We start from the raw sequence: 17568 nt of genomic DNA, 5'->3' as shown, positions 1-17568 counted from the left end.
CCGGGGCATGTGCGGGGCGCCGTCGAGGAGTACAACGCTCGGGCGCGCCAGGCATTCCCCCGTCCACGGCGGTGTGGCACCGGCGAGGTCGCCCGTTCACCCGCTCAAGCCGGGCGTGCCACGCGTCGAAGACCCCGTGGATCGGTCAAGCCAGTGCCGAACGACTCCCCCGTGTTCGGAAGAGGATGCCGTGCCCACACCTGCCGCCAGCGCCGACGGCGTGCTGCCCGCCCGCTCGGCGGCGGCAAGGCACTGCGTGCGCGTCGTGGGTCGTGCCGACGGGCCGGTCCTGCTGCTGGTGCACGGCTTCGGCGGCGACCAGCGCTCCTGGGACCGGGTCCTGCCGGCCTTCGTCGACCGCTTCGGCGTCGTGCTGCTCGACCAGGCCGGGGCCGGCGGGTTCGACGCCGCGACGTACGACCGGCAGCGGTACTCGACCCTCGACGGCTACGCGGCGGACCTCGTGGACGTGTGCGAGGAGCTCGACCTGCGCGACGTCGTCGTCGTGGGGCACAGCGTGAGCTCGGTCATCGCCGCCCGGGCGGTGGTGCGGGCCCCGGAGCGGTTCTCCCACGTCGTCATGATCGCGCCGTCGGCGCGCTACCTGGACGACCCCGCCACGGGGTACGAGGGGGGCTTCTCCGCCGACGACATCGAGGAGCTGCTGGACTCCCTGGACCAGAACTACGTCTCCTGGACCAGCGGCGTGGGTCCCATGGTCATGGGCAACCCCGACCGGCCCGAGCTCGGGGACGAGCTGGCGGCCTCGTTCCGCGCGCTGCACCCCGGCACGGCCCGCGACTTCGCCCGAGCCACGTTCCTCAGCGACTCCCGCGACCTGCTGACCCGGCTGCAGACGCCCGCTCTCGTGCTGCAGAGCCGCGACGACGCCCTCGCGCCCGAGAGCGCCGTCCGTGAAGTCGCCGCGCTCGTGCCGCACGCGACGCTCGTGCCTCTCGACGCGTCCGGGCACTGTCCCCACCTCAGCGCGCCCGCGCAAACGGCGGCCGCGATCCTCGCCCACCTGCCGTGAGCAGCCCCTTCGAGGCGCTCTTCGACGACGCCCCCTGCGGTTACCTCACCACCACCGACGACGGGCGCATCACCCGCGTCAACGACACGTTCCTCACCTGGTCCGGGCACCGCCGCGAGCAGCTGCTCGGGTCCGCCTTCGGGCGCCTGCTCCCCGTGGGCGACCGGATCCTGTGGTCCACGCACAGCCTCCCCCAGCTCGGCACCACCGGCAGCGTCAGCGAGGTCGTCGTCGACGTCGTCGGTGCGGACCGGACGCGACGTCCCGCGCTGCTGACCGCCACGCGGGTCCCGGCGCACGACGGCGCGGAGGCCGAGGTGCGGGTCATCGTCTTCAGCGCTCCCGAGCGCCGCGCGCACGAGCAGGAACTCGTGACGGCCCTGCGCCGCGTCGAGGAGGCCGAGGACCGGCGCGTCGCCGCGGAGGCCGACGGGCAGCGCCGGGCCCTGCAGGACCCCCTCACGGGGTTGCCGAACCGTGCGGGGCTGGCCCAGCACCTCGGACCCGCGCTGGAAGGCCCCGTCGTGGTGCTGGTCGTGGACCTGGACCACTTCGCCGTCGTCAACGAGAGCCTCGGCGCGGCCGCCGGCGACGAGCTGCTGCTCACCGTCGCCGCACGGTTGACCGGGGCCCTGCGGGACGGGGCCGTCGTGGCGCGCGTGTCCGCCGACGAGTTCGTCGTCGTCGAGCGCTGCACCGACGGCGAGGCGGCCCTCGCGCTCGCCGAGCGGGTGCTCGCCGAGCTCAGCGCCCCCGTCGTCCTCGCCGGGCTGGAGGTCGTGACGTCGGCCAGCGTCGGCGCCGCCCTCGCCGACACCGGCGACGCGGACCGGGCGCTGCAGGACGCCGGGGCGGCGATGCAGCGGGCGAAGGTCCGCGGTCGCGGACGCGTCGAGGTGCACGACCCCACCACCACGAATTCCGCCGCGGACCGGCTCCGGCTGCTCGGGGAACTGCGCCTCGGCATCGCCGCCGGGCAGCTCCGGCTGCTGTACCAGCCGCAGGTCCAGCTCCGCGACGGGCGCGTCCGCGGGGTCGAGGCACTCGTGCGGTGGCAGCACCCCACCCGGGGTCTGCTGCCGCCGGCGGAGTTCATCGACGTCGCCGAACAGTCCGGCCTCGTCCGCGCGCTCGGGGCATGGGTGCTCGAAGCCGCCGTGAAGCAGGCCGCCCGCTGGGCCCGCGACCCCAGCCACCCGACGTTGGAGGTGTCGGTGAACCTGTCCGCGCGGCAGCTGACCGCGCCGGGTCTCGTCGAGGCCGTGACCGCGATCCTGGTCCGACACCGGCTGCCCGCGGGGCTGCTCGTCCTGGAGGTCACCGAGACCGCTCTCGTCGCCGACCCGGAAGCCGCGGCGGCGGCCCTGACCGCGTTGAAGGAGCTGGGCGTGGGCGTGTCCGTCGACGACTTCGGCACCGGCTACGCCAGCCTCACGTACCTGCAGCGGTTCCCCGTCGACGAGCTGAAGATCGACCGGTCGTTCGTCAGCGGGCTGGGCGTCTCCGACGGGGACACCGGGATCGTGCGGGCGTGCGTGCAGCTCGCGCACGCGGTGGGGGTGCGGGCCGTCGCCGAAGGGGTGGAGACCGAGGAGCAGCGGCAGGCGCTGGTGGAGATGGGGTGCGACGTGGAGCAGGGGTACCTGTTCTCGCGGCCCGTCGAGGCGGCCGTGGTGCGGGAACTCGCCGCGCGCTGACGACCTCACGCGTCGACGACGACCACCTCGACTCCTCGATGCCGCAGCGCCTCGACGTGCTCGGTCGGGGCCGTCGCATCGGTGACCAGCGTCCACGGCAGCGGCAACTGCACCCAGGCGTGGAACGGGCGCGCGCCGACCTTCGCGCCGTGGGCGAGGACGTGGACGTGGGCGGCGCGGCGGGCCATGAGTTCCTTCAGCCGCACCTGCTGCAGGTCCGCCTCGCAGACCTCCCCGTCCGGGGAGACGCCGTCGGTGCCGAGGAACACCGCGTCGGCGCTGACGCGTTCCAGCGCGGCCTCGGTGAGCGGACCGAGGAAACCCTGGCTCACCGGGCGCAACCGGCCGCCGAGGCACTCCACGGTGACGCCCTCGACGTCGGTGAGTTCCTCCACGACGGTGAGGCTGGCGGTGATGACCGTCAGGCCGCGTGCGCCGCGCAGGGCCGTGGCGAGCGCACCGACGGTGGAGCCGACGTCGAGCAGGACGGTGTCACCGTCGGCGACCTGCGCGGCGGCCCAGCGGGCGATGGCCGTCTTCGCGGCGTGCGCCTCACCGGTCCGCTGCCGCAGCGTGGGTTCGCCGGAAGCGCCGAGCGCGATGGCCCCGCCGTAGGTGCGGGCGATGCGGCCCTCGGCGGTGAGGACCGCGAGATCACGGCGGATGGTGGAGGCGGACACCCCGAACCGGGTGGCGAGGGCGTCGACGTTCGCGAGGCCGTCGGTGCGGGCGAGGTCGACGATGGTCGCTCGGCGGATCTCGGAGGACACGGTCCTCCTCAGTCCACGTCGGGGCGGGGGGCGACCTCGATGGCCTGCCGCATCGCCTCCACCATGCTGCGGGTGTCGACGGTGCCGGTGCCGGCGATGTCGAAGGCGGTGCCGTGGTCGACGGAGGTGCGGATCACCGGCAGGCCGACGGTGATGTTCACGCCCGCCTCGATGCCGAGGACCTTCACCGGGCCGTGGCCCTGGTCGTGGTACATCGCGACGACGAGGTCGTAATCGCCGCGGGCGGCGAGGAAGAACAGCGTGTCGGCGGCCAGCGGGCCGCGGGCGTCGATCCCGTCGGCCCACACGGCTTCGACGGCGGGGCTGATCTTCTCGGCCTCCTCGCCGTACCCGAACAGCCCGCCCTCCCCCGCGTGCGGGTTGATCGCGCACACCCCGATCCTCGGGTTCGCGTTGCCCGCGGCGACGAGCGCGGCGTGCCCGCGGCGGATGGTGCGCTCGACGAGGCCGGGTTCGATCTTGGCGATGGCGTCGAGGAGGCCGATGTGGGTGGTGACGTGGATGACCTTGAGGGTGGGCGTCGACAGCATCATCGACACCTCCGGAGTGCCGGTGAGGTCGGCGAGCAGTTCGGTGTGGCCGGGGTAGACGTGCCCGCCGAGGTGGAGGGCCTCCTTGTTGAGGGGGGCGGTGCAGATCGCCTGGACCTCCCCGCGCATCGCCATCTCGCTGGCGACGCGGACGTAGTGGTAGGCCGCGTCGCCCGCGACGGGCGACAACTTCCCCCAGGGCAGGTCCTCGGGGAGCAGGCCGAGGTCGACGACGTTGATCCGGCCGGGCTGGAACTCGGCGACGCTCCCGATCGGGACGATGTCGGCCTCGACACCGAGAACCTGCGCAGCCTGCCGCAGTCGGCCGGCGTCGCCGACGACGACGGGACGGGAGTTCCGGGTGATCTCCTCGTCGAGGAGGGCCGCGACGACGACCTCGGGGCCGACGCCGGCGCCGTCGCCCATCGTGACGGCGATGGCGGGGGTGCTGCTCATGGTGTGCCTCTCAGGAGGTCGGGGTTCAGCGCGCGGACGATGGTGAGCAGGCTGTCGGGGGCGCCGAAGCTGCCGGGACGGGTCACGACGTGGCGGCCGTCGGGGGTCTCGGAGCGGACGGCACCGTGCTCGATCTGCCCGACGACGCGCAGCGACGGCACGCCGAGGGCGTCGAGGACCTGGCGGGCGGTTTCCCCACCGGTGAGGACGAGGTCGGCGGGGCCGACGGCATCGGCGACGACCCGGCCCAGCGCCCGGGACAGCGAGCGCCCCTCGGCCCGGCCGGTGAGGCGGACGACGGTCAGGGGGTTCCGGGCAGCGTTCGTCAGGTGGGTCGCGGCGGTTCCGTCGAGCACGTCGGTGCAGGGCAGGTCGACGACGGGGGCGCCGGCTCGCTCGAGTTCCCGGAGCTGCTGCTGGGCGACGGGTTCGGCGGTGCCGACGACCACGACGACGCTCCGTGCGTCCCGTGGGAGTTCGGGTTCCTCGGGGGTCCCGGCGGGCAGGGCCCGGGCGACCGCGGCGACGAGGGCCGCTGAGCCGACGAGGGCGCAGCCGGAGGCGGCGGTGACGAGGCGGTCGAGGTCGTCGTCGGTCTCGGCGTCGCAGATGACAACCGTGCCGTCATCGATGCGCACGAGGTGGGTAGCGAGGTCTTTCGACCGGACCAGGTCGAGGGGCAGCGTTGTGGTCGGGACGCCGGGGAGGGCGTCGGCGACGGTGTCCGGGGCCGGCCGGTCCTCGATCGCCCATGCCGCCGTCGTCGCCAGGGGGCGGCCCTCGACGAGGAGGCGGCCGTCGCGGACGGTGCGGCCGGCGACGGGGAGGGCGGGGGCGAGCAGGACCGTCTTCCGTGCTGCACGGACGACGGGGACGAGGTTGCCGCGCAGCAGGCTGTCGACCTTGGTGACGACGGTCCGGCTCCGGTGGTGGTGGAGGACGTCGGTGAGGCGGTGCTCGACGTCGGCGGCGGGCAGGTGGCGGGAGTGCAGGTCGATGACGACGTCACCGGGTGGGACAGGAGCGGGCCAGAGGGCGACGTGGACGGGACCGTACCTGCGCGAACCGCGCACGCGAAGGGCGGCGGCGGACTCGGCAGCGCCGGAGAGGTCGTCGGCGAGGACGAGGAGGTCGGTCACCGTGCCCCCTCGTCGATGGTGCTGCGCCTGTTCCGCGCTTGCGCACAGCGGTCGGCTGGCACGCTAGCCGTCGTGCGCGGACTGCGCAACGATGCGCGAACTGATCACTCCTCCTGCTTGCCCGACGACCTCGTCGCGTGGTGCGGTGTGACGAGCTACCCGCCCGACCCACCGCCGCGTCAGGAGACCCCGTGCCCGCATCGCCGGCCACCCCCGAGTTCGCCCGCAAGCTCCGCACCCGCGAACCCCTCGTGGGCTACTGGGTGGTGCTGGACTCCCCCGCCAGCACCGAGCGCCTCGCGCGCGTCGGCTACGACTACGTCTGCCTCGACCAGCAGCACGGGCTGCTGGGGTACGACGGGTTGCTGCGCGGGCTGATGGCCGTGGACGCCGGGGCACGGCTGGGACCGGTCGAGACCGTCGGCATCGTGCGCGTCGCGGCCAACGACCTCACCTGGATCGGCCACGCCCTCGACGCCGGCGCCGCCGCGGTCATCGTGCCGCTCGTCGACTCCGCCGACGACGCCCGGCTGGCCGTGCAGAACACCAAGTACCCGCCCTTGGGACGGCGGTCCTACGGGCCGATGCGCGCGCAACTGCGCATCGAGATGGAGGCGTCCAACGCCGACGTCCCGCTGCTGGTGATGGTCGAGACGGCCGGCGGCCTGGCGAACGTCGAGGAGATCGTCGCCATCGACGGGGTCGACGGGCTGTACGTCGGGCCGTCGGACCTCTCGCTCGCGCTCGGCGCTTCCTACCCCGGTGACCCTGCGGTCGACGAGGCGCTCGACGCGGCGCTGGAGCGGATCAAGGCGGCGGCGCGCGCGGTAGGGAAGCCGGTGGGGATCCACACGCCGAGCGGGGAGGTGGCGCGGCGGCGGCTGGCGGAGGGGTTCGACGTGGTGACGGTGTCAGGGGACCTGGTGCACCTGGAGGAGGTGGCGAGCGCACACCTGGGAGTAGTACGACGATGAGCTGCTCCTACGGCCGAGAGCACGCCACTTCCACCAAACCACACACCATGCGGGCAACCACCGCAGTCTTCGACCTGTGAATGCCGAGCACCTGCACCAGTTGAGGCTCAGCACGGTCAAGGCAGGATCCAGAAAGGCGCTCATTGAAAGCTCACGCTCGCAACTCAAGTCCTCGACGTGGTCGGGTATCCACTCGCAAGTCATCCGCACAGGCCCACGACCGTATTCGCGCGAGCCGAGGAGCGTCTTCGAAGTTCGCGACTGATCACGGCGTGAACAGCACAGCAACCCGAACCGAGCACCCTGCCGTTCAACACTGACCCTGAGGCGAAAAGCTTGCCCTGGTCGAACAACCGATCTCATGGCGCCTGCAGGACTTCCTCGGCATCGGGTCGCCAGCGTGGTGGAGGTGAGCCACGATCGGACTCGACGAGGAGGTCCCAACCGCGGCGGAGGAGTACTAGCATCCAAACGTGATTGACGAGGGCGTGCTTGCGCAAATCCGCACGATGGTCGCCGAACGGGAGTGGGATCAGTTCCACACACCGGAGAACCTCGCCAAGAGCATCACCATCGAAGCGGCCGAGCTCCTCGAGTGCTTCCAGTGGCATCGGGACGCCGACCTCTCACGGGTCCAGGGTGAACTCGCCGACGTACTCACCTACTGCTGCCTCCTGGCGGACAAGCTCGACTTGGACATCGGCCGGATCGTCCTGGACAAGCTCCAGGAGACCCGCGCCAAGTACCCCGTCGACAAGGCCCGCGGCAGGAGCACCAAGCATGACCGGCTTTGAGATCGAGGAGGTCCCGTACACCAGCGGGAGCATCAGCGCCTGGGGAAAGCTCGACGAACGGCACCGCAACTGGCCTGTCGTGTACACGCTCGAAGGGCCCGGCAAGGTCTACGTCGGTGAATCGCTCAACGCCGCTGGCCGCCTCAAGCAGCACCTCGACGCGGGGAAGAAGCCGGTCCGCACTGCCCGGGTCGTCAAAGACCCGACCTTCAACAAGTCGGTCTGCCTGGACCTGGAGTCCTACCTCATCCGGCTCTTCGCCGGTGACGGCAAGTACGAGGTGCTCAACCGCAACGACGGAGTCACCAACGCCGACTACTACGGCCGTGAGGACTACCAGAAGTCGTTCAAAGAGATCTTCGACGAGCTGAAGGATCGCGGCGCCTTCGACCGCTCCCTCCAGGAGATCCAGAACAGCGACCTCTTCAAGTTGTCACCGTTCAAGGCGCTGACCCCGGAGCAGGCCATCGCTGTCGAGGACATCCTGACCGGGCTGTTCGACGACCTGGAGAAGGAGGTCCCCAGTCGACTGGTCATCCAGGGCGATCCGGGGACCGGTAAGACGATCGTCGCCATCTACCTCATCAAACTGCTGAGCGACATCCAGCACGCCGACCTGAGTGAACCCGTCGACGGCGACTCCCTCTTCTCGGAGTTCTTCGTGGAAGGTCACCCGGCGCTGCTCAAAGACTTCCGCATCGGCCTCGTCGTACCGCAGCAGTCGTTGCGCGCGTCCATCCAGAAGGTCTTCCGCAAGACTCCTGGACTCCACCCGTCCATGGTGTTGAAGCCTTTCGAGGCGGCTCAGGCCACCCCCTTCGACCTGCTGATCGTCGACGAGACGCATCGTCTGAACCAGCGAGCGAGCTTGGCGTCCGGCAGCTTGAACAAGCTCTTCCGAGAGGTCAACGAGAAGCTCTTCGGGAAGGACGACTTGAACCTGACCCAGCTCGACTGGATCAACGAGGTGAGCCGCCACCAGATCTACCTGCTCGACGCTGCCCAGGCGGTCCGTCCAGCAGACGTCCCACGTGAAGCGCTCGAGCAGCTCACCGCAACGGCGAGGAAAGCCGAGCGGCACTACTCGCTGACCACGCAGATGCGCGTGCAGGCCGGCTCCGACTACGTCGGCTACATCCGCCGCGTCCTCAACGGCACGGCCGTCGAGCCGCAAGTGTTCCCCGGGTACGACCTGCGCTTCTTCGATGACTTCGACGAGATGCTGACCACGGTCGAGCAGAAGGACACCGAGGTGGGGCTCGCGCGGGCCATCGCAGGGTACGCATGGCCGTGGCTGAGCAAGAAGGACCCCGCCGCTTTCGACATCACGATCGGCGACCGCCAGCTGCGCTGGAACAGCACGGACGTCGACTGGATCAACGCGCCGGGTTCCGTCCTCGAAGTGGGCTCGGTCCACACCACTCAAGGCTACGACCTGAACATCGCGGCGGTCATCATCGGACCCGACCTGCGGTTCGACCCGGTGACCGATCGAATCGTCTTCGACCGATCCAACTACCACGACAAGAAGGGGATGCAGAACAATCCTCAACGCGGGATCACGTACACGGATGACGACATCCTGCAGTACGTCAAGAACGCGTACGCCGTGTTGCTGACCCGAGGCGTCCTGGGAACGTACGTGTACGTGTGCGATCCCGCTCTGCGGGAACACCTCCGTAGCTACCTGACGCCACACGACGGCAAGAGTCAGCGAGTCCGTAGCGGACGCTCCCCTGTACCGTGATCGAATACGTTCAGGTCGACACTCGAGGGGAACATGTCCGCAGCGCAGGGTCCTCCCTTGAACCCGGGGTTGTGGGAAGAGCTGGTCTCCCGGGGTCTCCTCGACCAACTCCAGGGCACGCTCGGATCACCGCAGCTGGCGCCGGTGGGCAACGAAGACGTTCCCCACGTCGTCGCGACGCACCTCGGTCGCGCCATCCTCACGGCGCTCCACGGCCAGTCGTCCACAGCAGCGCAGAACGACCTGGTCCGCCGCGTCCTCGACGTCCTCGACGCGCCGACCGGTGTGCCGGTCCTGGACGAGAGAGGACGGTTCCAGCAACTGCTGTCCGTGACGCAGGAGGCCACACCCCCGCGGCCCGCCACCCCTCTCTCCGAGGCCGCCCTCCTGACGAACAGCCCGGGGGAGCCCGCTCTGGGCAGCGAGATCCGCGCCGAACTCGAGAGCGCCGACTCCGTCGACCTCATCGTCGCCTTCCTCAAGTGGTCCGGACTGCGCCTCCTCGACGAACCGCTCCGGCGCCTCCGTGATCGAGGCGCCAAGGTCCGCATCATCACCACCACGTACATGGGCGCCACGGAACGCCGCACCGTCGACGCCCTCGTCCGCGACTACGGAGCCGACGTCAAGGTCATCTACGAGACCACGCGTACTCGTCTCCACGCGAAGGCGTGGATCTTCCGCCGGAACACCGGCTTCCACACCGGCTACGTCGGGTCCTCCAACCTCTCGAGGTCGGCACTGCTCGATGGGCTGGAGTGGAACGTCCGCTTGTCGAGCGTGGCGACGCCCGCTCTGATCGACAAGTTCGACGCCACGTTCGAGAGCTACTGGGCCAGCCCCACCTTCGAGACCTACGACCCCGACCGCGATGCCGCACGGCTGGACGCTGCACTGCGCGACGCGGGCGCGACCGGCAAGAGCGGGACACCGGTGGACATGTCGTCCATCGAAGTCACGCCTCGTCCGCACCAGCAGGAGATGCTTGAGCAGCTCGCCGGCGAGCGGCAGCTGCACGGCCGGCACCGGAACCTCGTCGTGGCCGCGACGGGCACGGGCAAGACCGTCCTGGCTGCGCTGGACTACCGCGACCTACGACGACAGCACGGCCGCGACCTGAGGCTGCTCTTCGTCGCGCACCGCAAGGAGTTGCTCGAGCAGGCGATGCGGACCTACCGGCAAGTCCTCGCGGACGGGTCGTTCGGTGAGCTCCTCGTCGGAGGGCTCGAACCCCGGGAGGGTCGTCACGTCTTCGCGAGCGTGCAGTCGCTGACGCCTCAGCGCATCGCGTCGCTCCCCGCCGACGCCTTCGACGTCGTCGTCCTCGACGAGTGCCACCACGGCACGGCACCGACGTACCGACGCGTCGTGGAGCACTTCGAGCCGATGGAGCTCCTCGGCCTCACAGCGACACCGGAGCGCGGTGACGGGCGGGACGTCCTCGCCCTGTTCGACGGACGCATCGCCACCGAGCTCCGACTGTGGGACGCGCTCGCCGATGACCTCCTCGTCCCGTTCCACTACTTCGGCGTGAACGACGAGGTCGACCTCTCGGCCGTGAAGTGGTCCCGAGGGCGCTACGACGTCGATGGGCTGGAGAACCTGTACACCGGCAACGACGCCCGCGCGCGCATCGTCCTGCGGGAGCTGGAGCGGCGCGTCAGCGATCCGCAGGCCATCAAGGGGCTCGGCTTCTGCGTGTCCGTCGCGCACGCTCAGTACATGGCGCGCGTCTTCACCGACGCCGGGATCCCCTCGGTCGCCGTCTCCAGCGAGAGCGACACCCAAGAGCGCACCAGCGCGCTGGGGCGGCTGCGTCGCGGTGAGATCGCCGCGATCTTCACCGTCGACCTCTACAACGAGGGCGTCGACGTCCCCGAGGTGGACACCGCCCTCTTCCTCCGCCCGACCGAGTCGTCCACCGTCTTCCTCCAGCAGCTGGGCCGGGGCCTGCGGACCGCGCACGGCAAGGCCGTGCTCACCGTGCTGGACTTCGTCGGCAACCAGAACGAAGGCTTCCGCTTCGACGCGCGCTTCCAGGCGCTGACCGGGTTGGCCCGCGGCCGGCTCGCCCAGCAGGTCGAAAAGGGCTTCCCCCTCCTGCCCACCGGCTGCTCCATCGTGCTCGACCGCGTGGTGCAGGAGCGCGTGCTCAGCAGCCTCAAGCGACAGCTGCAGCCGCAGCGGCGGGCGCTTGTCAACGAGGTCCGCAGCCTCGGGACGACGGCGCTCGCGACCTTCCTGGCCGAATCCGGTCACGGGTTGCGCGAGGTGCTCCGGAGCGACCGCTCGTGGACGATGCTGTGCCGCGAGGCTGGGCTCGACGTCCCTGATGGTGGTGACCTCGAGCCGAAGCTCCTCAAGCGGGTTGCTGCCGTCGCCCACGTGGACGACAGCGCCCGCGCCGAGACCTACCGCCGCCTCCTCCGCGGTGAGCAGCCCACTGGCTCGGTCGAGGAAGCGCTGGCCCGCATGCTGACGGCCTCGCTGGTGCCCGGGAGCTACAGCGAGGCGCACCTGTCGCGACTGGCCGGTGCGGTGGATGAACCGGCCGTGCGCGACGAGCTGTCCCAGGTCGTCGACCTCGCGTTCGACACGGCTCGTCGACCCACCGCCGAGTTGGCCGGCTCGCTGCACGACGTACCACTCGCTGTCCACGCCCGGTACTCGCGCAACGAGATTGTCGCGGCGCTGGGCTTGATCAGCGACAAGCGACCGCCGGAACGCTTCCGCGAGGGAGTCCTGTGGGCTCCTCACCTGGAGACCGACGCCTTCCTCATCACGCTCAACAAGTCGGACGCCGACTTCTCACCGACCACGATGTACCGGGACTACCCGCTCACGCGTGAGCTGTTTCACTGGGAGTCGCAGTCGACGACCAGCGTCGCCTCGGTGACCGGCCAGCGGTACCTCCACCACCGGGAGAACGGGACGCACGTCCTGCTCTTCGCGCGCCCCGCCAAGACCGGGGACCTGGGGCCTGAGCCGTTCCTGTTCCTCGGTCAGGCGGACTACGTCAGCCACCGGGGCGACCGTCCGATCGCCATCACCTGGAAGCTGCGGCACGAAATGCCCATGGACTTCTTCGCCGCTGCGACGGTCGTCCAGTCGGCCTGATTCCTGGGATGTACGGACGGCATCGTGCCCGACGGCTCGGACACGACCCCTGGGTCAGGCGGGCGCCAGAAGTTCCCGCGCCTCGGCGGTGAGCAGCGGCTCGACCTGCTCCCACGGCACGACGTACCGCCGCACCCCGTGCCCGCCGAGCTGGTAGTCCTGGAAGGAGAACGCGATCCCCTCGGGCCCGGACTGCCAGGTCGCCCAGTTCGCCTCCTCCGGCGTGAGGCCTTCCGGCGTGGTGACGGGTTCGCCCTGCGCGGCGGCGAGGTCCTCGACGACGGGGGCGAGCTGCGTGAACGCGGCCGGCGGGTCGGTGAAGACGAGGTCGAGGGTGAGGGGGCGGGCGCGCTGCACGTCGAGGACGGTGGAGGCGACGGTGGTGGTGGGGTGGGCAGTGCCTTCGGTGCTGTCGACGACCTCCAGCAGGACCTGCGCGGTGCGGCCGTCGTCGGTGGTGACGGTGCCCTGCCCGGTGAGGGTGCGCGGCGGGTCGCCGGCCTGCACGGTCGCGCGGGCGGCGTCGACGACGTCCTGCGCGGAGGCGGTCACGCGCCGGTTCAGCTCGTCCGCGATGGGCGCACCCGCGGCGCGGGGCACCACCACGTCCCAGGTGAGGGAACCGTCGCTGCCGGTGAGGTGGGTGTCGGTCCACGACAGGGTCGTCGGGGTCGTGGCCGCGGGGGACGCGGGGGCGGGCGGGTCGGCGCTGCAGGCGGTGAGCCCGGCGACGGCGAGGGCCACGGCGGCGCGGCGGGACATCGGAGAGCGGGACACGTTCCTCCTCGACGGTGAGGTCGGCAGCCTACGGACCCGCCACCGCCCGCGAGGGTGATTTCTGGCGGGCGTGGACGACGCCGTGCACGCGGTCCGCGGCGGCCACCGGCGGCTCGTGCTCCCACACGCGCACGACGTGCCACCCGGCCGCCGCGAGCGCCGCGTCGGTGTCGCGGTCGCGGGCGGTGATGCTGGCGAGCTTGATCCGCCACCAGGTCGCGTTGGCCTTGGGCCGGTGGACGTGGACGGGGCAGGAGTGCCAGAAGCAGCCGTCGACGAAGACGGCGACTCGCGCGCCGCGGAAGACGAGGTCGGCGCGGCGGCGGCGGTTGGTGCCCGGCGGGGTGGTGTCGACGAGGTAGCGCAGGCCGCGGCGGTGCAGCTCGCGGCGCAGCGCGAGCTCGGGGCGGGTGTCGCGGCGGCCGGTGCGGCGCATGATCCCGGCGACGGCGGGGTTGGAGGGTGGTGGGGCGGGGCCGGGTTCCTGCCACGCGCTCACCGCCGCACCGTACGCGGGGAGCAGGAGGTGGAGGACCGGTCCGTCCACAGCCCCGCCGGCGACTCCGGGCGCGCGAGGGCCCCTACGCTGCCCCCATGCCTCCCGCCCCGGTCTCCCCCCACCGCGGCCTGCTCACCGAGCGCATCGCCCGCGAGCTCGAGCACGAGATCCGCACCGGCGTCCTGGCCGTGGGCGACAAGCTGCCGTCGGAGCGGGAGCTGGCGGTCCGCTTCGCCGCGAGCCGCAACGTGGTGCGGGAGGTGCTGCGGCGGCTGGAGGCGCAGCACCTCATCGAGGTCGCGGCGGGGCGCGGCTCGTTCGTCAGCTCCCCGGGGCTGGCGGAGTCGCGGGGCTTCGACGCGGTGTACCGGGCGAGCCGGCCGACGGTGCGTCAGCTCATCCGGGCGCGGTTGCCGCTGGAGGTGGAGATCGCCGGGCTCGCGGCGGAGCGGGCGGGCGAGGAGGACCTGGCGACGCTGGCCGCGGCGCACCAGGCGGTGCTGGACGCGCCGGACGCGGTGGCGATGGCGCGCGCGGACCTGGGCTTCCACGAGGCGATCGCGGTGGCGAGCGGGAACCCGGTGCTGCGCATCATGCTGCTGTCGATCGGGCCGATGATGTTCGAGATGATGCTGCGGTCGAACTCCGACCCCTCGATCGCCGAGCCGGGGGTGCCGCACCACGCGGAGATCCTCGCCGCGATCGGCGCGCACGACGTGGACCTGGCGCGGGACCACATGCGCGAGCACCTGGCGCTGGGATTGCGCACGTACGGCGAGGACCTCGACGAGCCGCTGGAGGTCATGGCCAACCGGCACCTCGAGAACCTGCTGCGGCACCCCTTCTGAGGGTTGACCCCACCGGCGGCGCACAGTTACGGTCCAACTGGTAGGACCAGTTGGACCAGTGGTGTCCGACCTGACCCGAGGATGACGATGACGTCGACACGACCAGCGCTGACCCGGCGCCGCCTCCTGACCGCGGCCGGCAGCACCGCCGCCCTCGCCGCCTGCGGCTCCGGCAGCGGCCCGGCCGGACCGGGCACCCCGCTGCGCATCGCCGCGGTCAACCACGTCTGGTCGCAAGCGATCCAGGAGAGGTTGCCGGAGTTCGAGGAGCTGTCCGGTCGCCGCGTCAGCATGCAGATGCTCACCGCCGACCAGCTCGGCAGCAGCTACAACGTCAAGCTCAACGCCTCCGCCACGGACATCGACGTCATGATGGTCCGCCCCCTGCAGGACCAGCTCCTGTTCGCCCGCAACGGCTGGCTCGCCGACCTCACCGACCGCGTCGCCGACCCCGCCTTCGCCTGGGACGACGTGCAGGAGGCCGTCCGCGAGCGCTCGACCACCCGCGGCCGCGTCCACAGCGTCCCCGTCGTCACCGAACGCCCCGCCCTGTACTACCGCAAGGACCTCGTCCCCGCGCCGCCGCAGACCCTCGACGACCTGCTGGAGCAGGCGCTCGCCCTGACGGACGGCGACACGTTCGGGTACGTCGGCCGCGGCCAGCGGGCCGGGGCGGTCAGCCAGTGGTCCAGCTTCCTGTTCTCCTTCGGCGGCGACTTCACCACCGCCGACGGCGGCTCCGGCATCGGCAGCGACGAGGCCCGCGCCGCGTACGCCTACTACGGCCGCCTGCTGCACGAGGCCGGCCCACCCGGTGCGACGAACATGAGCCTGGAGCAGGCCATGCCGATCTTCGCCCAGGGCAGGGCCGCGTTCTACGTCGACGCCGACGCCATCTACACCAACTTCCTCGACCCCTCGATCTCCACCGTCATGGACACCGTCGGGTTCGCCCCGTTCCCCGCCGGCCCGGCCGGCGCGGTCCCCTACAACATCCCGTCCTGGGCGCTCGCGGTGAACAGGTTCTCCCGGCTGCAGGACGAGGCGTGGCGGTTCCTGGAGTGGGCCGCCGGACCCGACCGCGTCAAGGAGGTCCAGACCGCCGGCATCCCCGGGGCCCGCCAGTCCGTCTGGGACGACCCCGCCACCGCGGCCGCCTTCCCGCCCGAACTGGCCGAGGCGATGCGGGTCAACACCGCCAACGGCACCGGCCACGACCGCCCGGAGGTCATCCAGGTGGGCCGGGCCCGCGACATCGTCGGCCGGCCGCTGGTCGCCGGGATCCTCGGCGAGGACGTCGACCCCGTCGCCGCCGACGCGGACGCCGAGTTCGCCGACTTCCTCGTCCGCGACAACCGCCAGCAGGAGTTCTGATGTCGACGACCTCCCCGGACCTCGCGACCGGTCCCCTCACCGTCAGCCCCGGCGGGAAGCGGCCCAAGACGTTCGAGCAGCAGAACCGGCGGCTGAGGTGGCTCATGCTCGCCCCGGCCCTCGGGTTCGTCGGCGTCATGATCGTCTTCCCGCTGCTGTTCACGCTGAACCTCAGCCTCACCGACGCCTTCGGGGCGGTGAACTCCGGCCGCCGCTACCTGGGCCTGCAGAACTTCGCCGACGCCCTCGGCGACACCCGCCGGTTCTGGCCCGCGCTGGGCCGCACCGCCGTCTTCACGATCGGCGCGGTCGTCCTCGAGACGGTCCTGGGCCTGGCCATCGCGATGCTCATGCGCAAGGCGTTCACCGGCGCCCGCCTCGTGCGGACGATCCTCATGGTGCCGCTGCTGGCCACGCCGGTCGCGATCGGCATCCTGTGGCTGCTCATCCTCGACCCCACCAACGGCATCGCCAACCACCTGCTCGCCGGGGTCGGCCTGCCGCGGCAGGAGTTCCTCGGGTCGGTCTCGCAGTCCCTGTACGTGCTGGTGCTGCTCGACGTGTGGCAGTGGACGCCGATGATGGCGATCCTGCTGCTGGCCGGGTTGTCGACGCTGCCGGAGGAACCCGAGGAGGCCGCCCTCGTCGACGGCGCCAGCGCGTGGCAGCGGTTCCGGTTCGTCGTCCTGCCCATGCTGTCGACGACGCTGTTCACGGCGCTGATCCTGCGGGCCGTCGACGCGCTGAAGACGTTCGACATCCTCTACGCCACCAAGGGCGCCGGCGGCGGGTCCGACTTCGAGGTCGAGACCCTCAACGTGTACGCCTACGGCCTCACCTTCGACTACCAGGAGTACGGGCTCGCCGCGGCCGTCCTCGTCCTGTTCACCCTCGTCATCATCGGCGTCGTCCTCGTCCTGCGCCGCCGCTCGGGAAGGGTCTCCTGATGGCCACCGCCACCGCCCTGCGCACCGCACCGCGACGCACCCCGTGGGGGCCGCTGCGCGCGGCCGCCATCACCGTCGTCTGCCTGGTCATCGTCGCCCCCGTCGTGTGGATGGTCGCCGCGGCGTTCAAGACCAACGTGCAGGTCACCGACCCGACCGTCGGGCTCGTCTTCTCCCCCACGCTGGACAACTTCCGCAACGTCCTGGCCGACGGGGAGATCCTGCGCTCGATGGGCAACTCCGCGATCGTCGGGGTCGTCTCGACCGCGCTGGCCGCGGTCATCGCCGTCCCGGCGGCCTGGGCGGTCGGGCGGTTCGCCATGCACCGCACCGGCTCCCTCGTCCTCGTGGCGCGCATCGTCCCGGCGATCTCGCTGCTCGTGCCGTGGTACTACCTGTTCGCGCAGATCGGCCTGGTCGGCAGCTACACCGTCCTCGTCCTCAGCCACATGTTCGTCGCCGTCCCGCTCATCCTGTGGATCATGATCGGGTTCTTCGAGGGGCTGCCCGTCGAGCTGGAGGAGGCCGCCCGCACCGACGGGCTGTCCGCGTTCGGCGCGTTCCTGCGGATCGCGCTGCCGCTGGCCGCGCCGGGCACCGCGACGGCGGCGGTGCTGGCGTTCATCTCCAGCTGGAACAACTTCATGTTCGCGCTGATCCTGTCGGACGAGGACACCAAGACGATGCCGGTGACGTTGTTCACCTTCATCTCCTACGCCAGCACCGACTGGGGCGGCCTCATGGCCGCCGCCACCCTCATGACCGTCCCCGTCCTGCTCGCGGCCGTCTTCGGCCAGAAGTACCTCGTCGCGGGCCTGACCGCCGGCGCCACCAAGGGCTGAGCC

Annotated in this window: 15 protein-coding genes; 10 read left to right on the top strand and 5 right to left on the bottom strand. The window is 71.3% G+C overall.

Features of this window, described 5'->3' with window-relative positions; all coding sequences use genetic code 11:
* The first annotated feature begins 190 nt into the window (after window positions 1-190).
* A complete protein-coding gene (locus tag BJ968_RS12220) occupies window positions 191-1033 on the top strand; it encodes an alpha/beta fold hydrolase (RefSeq protein WP_343077987.1) in 843 nt (280 codons plus the stop codon).
* Window positions 1030-2730, top strand: coding sequence for an EAL domain-containing protein (locus tag BJ968_RS12215; RefSeq protein WP_179752186.1), 1701 nt, complete (start codon window positions 1030-1032; stop codon window positions 2728-2730). The genes BJ968_RS12220 and BJ968_RS12215 overlap by 4 nt, the downstream gene beginning before the upstream one ends.
* 5 nt (window positions 2731-2735) lie before the next feature.
* Here the strand turns inward: BJ968_RS12215 and BJ968_RS12210 are convergent, their stop codons facing one another.
* From BJ968_RS12210 to BJ968_RS23775, 3 genes are read right to left on the bottom strand one after another with little or no spacing between them, the layout of a single operon-like run.
* Window positions 2736-3500 carry a DeoR/GlpR family DNA-binding transcription regulator gene (locus tag BJ968_RS12210; RefSeq protein WP_343077986.1) on the bottom strand — a complete coding sequence of 255 codons (765 nt, stop codon included), beginning with the start codon at window positions 3498-3500 and terminating at the stop codon, window positions 2736-2738.
* 8 nt (window positions 3501-3508) lie between these two features.
* Complete coding sequence (gene pdxA, locus BJ968_RS23780; RefSeq protein ID WP_218885019.1) at window positions 3509-4507, bottom strand: 4-hydroxythreonine-4-phosphate dehydrogenase PdxA; 999 nt, start codon at window positions 4505-4507, stop codon at window positions 3509-3511.
* Complete coding sequence (locus tag BJ968_RS23775; protein WP_218885018.1) at window positions 4504-5646, bottom strand: four-carbon acid sugar kinase family protein; 1143 nt, start codon at window positions 5644-5646, stop codon at window positions 4504-4506. The genes pdxA and BJ968_RS23775 overlap by 4 nt, the downstream gene beginning before the upstream one ends.
* A 191-nt stretch (window positions 5647-5837) precedes the next feature.
* Between BJ968_RS23775 and BJ968_RS12200 the strand changes: the two genes are divergently transcribed.
* From BJ968_RS12200 to BJ968_RS12185, 4 genes are all read left to right on the top strand, one after another.
* Window positions 5838-6620 carry an aldolase/citrate lyase family protein gene (locus BJ968_RS12200; RefSeq protein ID WP_179752184.1) on the top strand — a complete coding sequence of 261 codons (783 nt, stop codon included), beginning with the start codon at window positions 5838-5840 and terminating at the stop codon, window positions 6618-6620.
* 509 nt (window positions 6621-7129) lie between these two features.
* Window positions 7130-7414, top strand: coding sequence for a nucleotide pyrophosphohydrolase (locus tag BJ968_RS12195; RefSeq protein ID WP_179756612.1), 285 nt, complete (start codon window positions 7130-7132; stop codon window positions 7412-7414).
* Entirely contained in the window at window positions 7401-9161 is a 1761-nt protein-coding gene (locus tag BJ968_RS12190; protein WP_179752181.1) for a DUF2075 domain-containing protein, read from the top strand. The genes BJ968_RS12195 and BJ968_RS12190 overlap by 14 nt, the downstream gene beginning before the upstream one ends.
* A 57-nt stretch (window positions 9162-9218) precedes the next feature.
* Window positions 9219-12278 (top strand): DEAD/DEAH box helicase, encoded by a 3060-nt coding sequence (locus BJ968_RS12185; protein ID WP_425491494.1) that lies wholly within the window; start codon window positions 9219-9221, stop codon window positions 12276-12278.
* A 54-nt stretch (window positions 12279-12332) separates the two neighbouring features.
* On the opposite strand, the gene BJ968_RS12180 is transcribed toward BJ968_RS12185, so the two are convergent.
* Together BJ968_RS12180 and BJ968_RS12175 are read right to left on the bottom strand one after the other, a co-directional pair.
* A complete protein-coding gene (locus tag BJ968_RS12180) occupies window positions 12333-13055 on the bottom strand; it encodes a hypothetical protein (RefSeq protein ID WP_179752177.1) in 723 nt (240 codons plus the stop codon).
* A 28-nt stretch (window positions 13056-13083) separates the two neighbouring features.
* Complete coding sequence (locus BJ968_RS12175) at window positions 13084-13491, bottom strand: very short patch repair endonuclease (RefSeq protein ID WP_179756610.1); 408 nt, start codon at window positions 13489-13491, stop codon at window positions 13084-13086.
* 158 nt (window positions 13492-13649) lie between these two features.
* Here BJ968_RS12175 and BJ968_RS12170 point away from each other — a divergent pair, with 158 nt between their 5' ends.
* The 4 genes from BJ968_RS12170 to BJ968_RS12155 all read left to right on the top strand — a co-directional run bounded on the left by BJ968_RS12170 (window position 13650) and on the right by BJ968_RS12155 (window position 17565).
* The gene (locus tag BJ968_RS12170; RefSeq protein WP_179752175.1) at window positions 13650-14402 is read left to right on the top strand and encodes a FadR/GntR family transcriptional regulator; all 753 of its coding nucleotides are present in this window, start codon (window positions 13650-13652) and stop codon (window positions 14400-14402) included.
* 87 nt (window positions 14403-14489) lie between these two features.
* Window positions 14490-15776 carry an ABC transporter substrate-binding protein gene (locus tag BJ968_RS12165; RefSeq protein ID WP_179752173.1) on the top strand — a complete coding sequence of 429 codons (1287 nt, stop codon included), beginning with the start codon at window positions 14490-14492 and terminating at the stop codon, window positions 15774-15776.
* Window positions 15776-16723, top strand: coding sequence for a carbohydrate ABC transporter permease (locus BJ968_RS12160; protein ID WP_179752170.1), 948 nt, complete (start codon window positions 15776-15778; stop codon window positions 16721-16723). The genes BJ968_RS12165 and BJ968_RS12160 overlap by 1 nt, the downstream gene beginning before the upstream one ends.
* On the top strand, window positions 16723-17565 hold the full coding sequence (locus BJ968_RS12155; RefSeq protein ID WP_179752168.1) for a carbohydrate ABC transporter permease: 843 nt from the start codon (window positions 16723-16725) through the stop codon (window positions 17563-17565). The genes BJ968_RS12160 and BJ968_RS12155 overlap by 1 nt, the downstream gene beginning before the upstream one ends.
* Window positions 17566-17568 lie beyond the last annotated feature (3 nt).

Source organism: Kineococcus aurantiacus, from assembly GCF_013409345.1.
Lineage (GTDB): Bacteria > Actinomycetota > Actinomycetes > Actinomycetales > Kineococcaceae > Kineococcus > Kineococcus aurantiacus.
This window is presented reverse-complemented; position numbering and strand designations above follow the sequence as displayed.

Coding starts and splice junctions, on each gene's coding strand:
- BJ968_RS12155 (WP_179752168.1), top strand. CDS start 16,723: ATGGCCACCGCCACCGCCCTGCGCACCGCACCGCGACGCACCCCGTGG.
- BJ968_RS12195 (WP_179756612.1), top strand. CDS start 7,130: ATGGTCGCCGAACGGGAGTGGGATCAGTTCCACACACCGGAGAACCTC.
- BJ968_RS12175 (WP_179756610.1), bottom strand. CDS start 13,491: ATGCGCCGCACCGGCCGCCGCGACACCCGCCCCGAGCTCGCGCTGCGC.
- pdxA (WP_218885019.1), bottom strand. CDS start 4,507: ATGAGCAGCACCCCCGCCATCGCCGTCACGATGGGCGACGGCGCCGGC.
- BJ968_RS12190 (WP_179752181.1), top strand. CDS start 7,401: ATGACCGGCTTTGAGATCGAGGAGGTCCCGTACACCAGCGGGAGCATC.
- BJ968_RS12160 (WP_179752170.1), top strand. CDS start 15,776: ATGTCGACGACCTCCCCGGACCTCGCGACCGGTCCCCTCACCGTCAGC.
- BJ968_RS12165 (WP_179752173.1), top strand. CDS start 14,490: ATGACGTCGACACGACCAGCGCTGACCCGGCGCCGCCTCCTGACCGCG.
- BJ968_RS12170 (WP_179752175.1), top strand. CDS start 13,650: ATGCCTCCCGCCCCGGTCTCCCCCCACCGCGGCCTGCTCACCGAGCGC.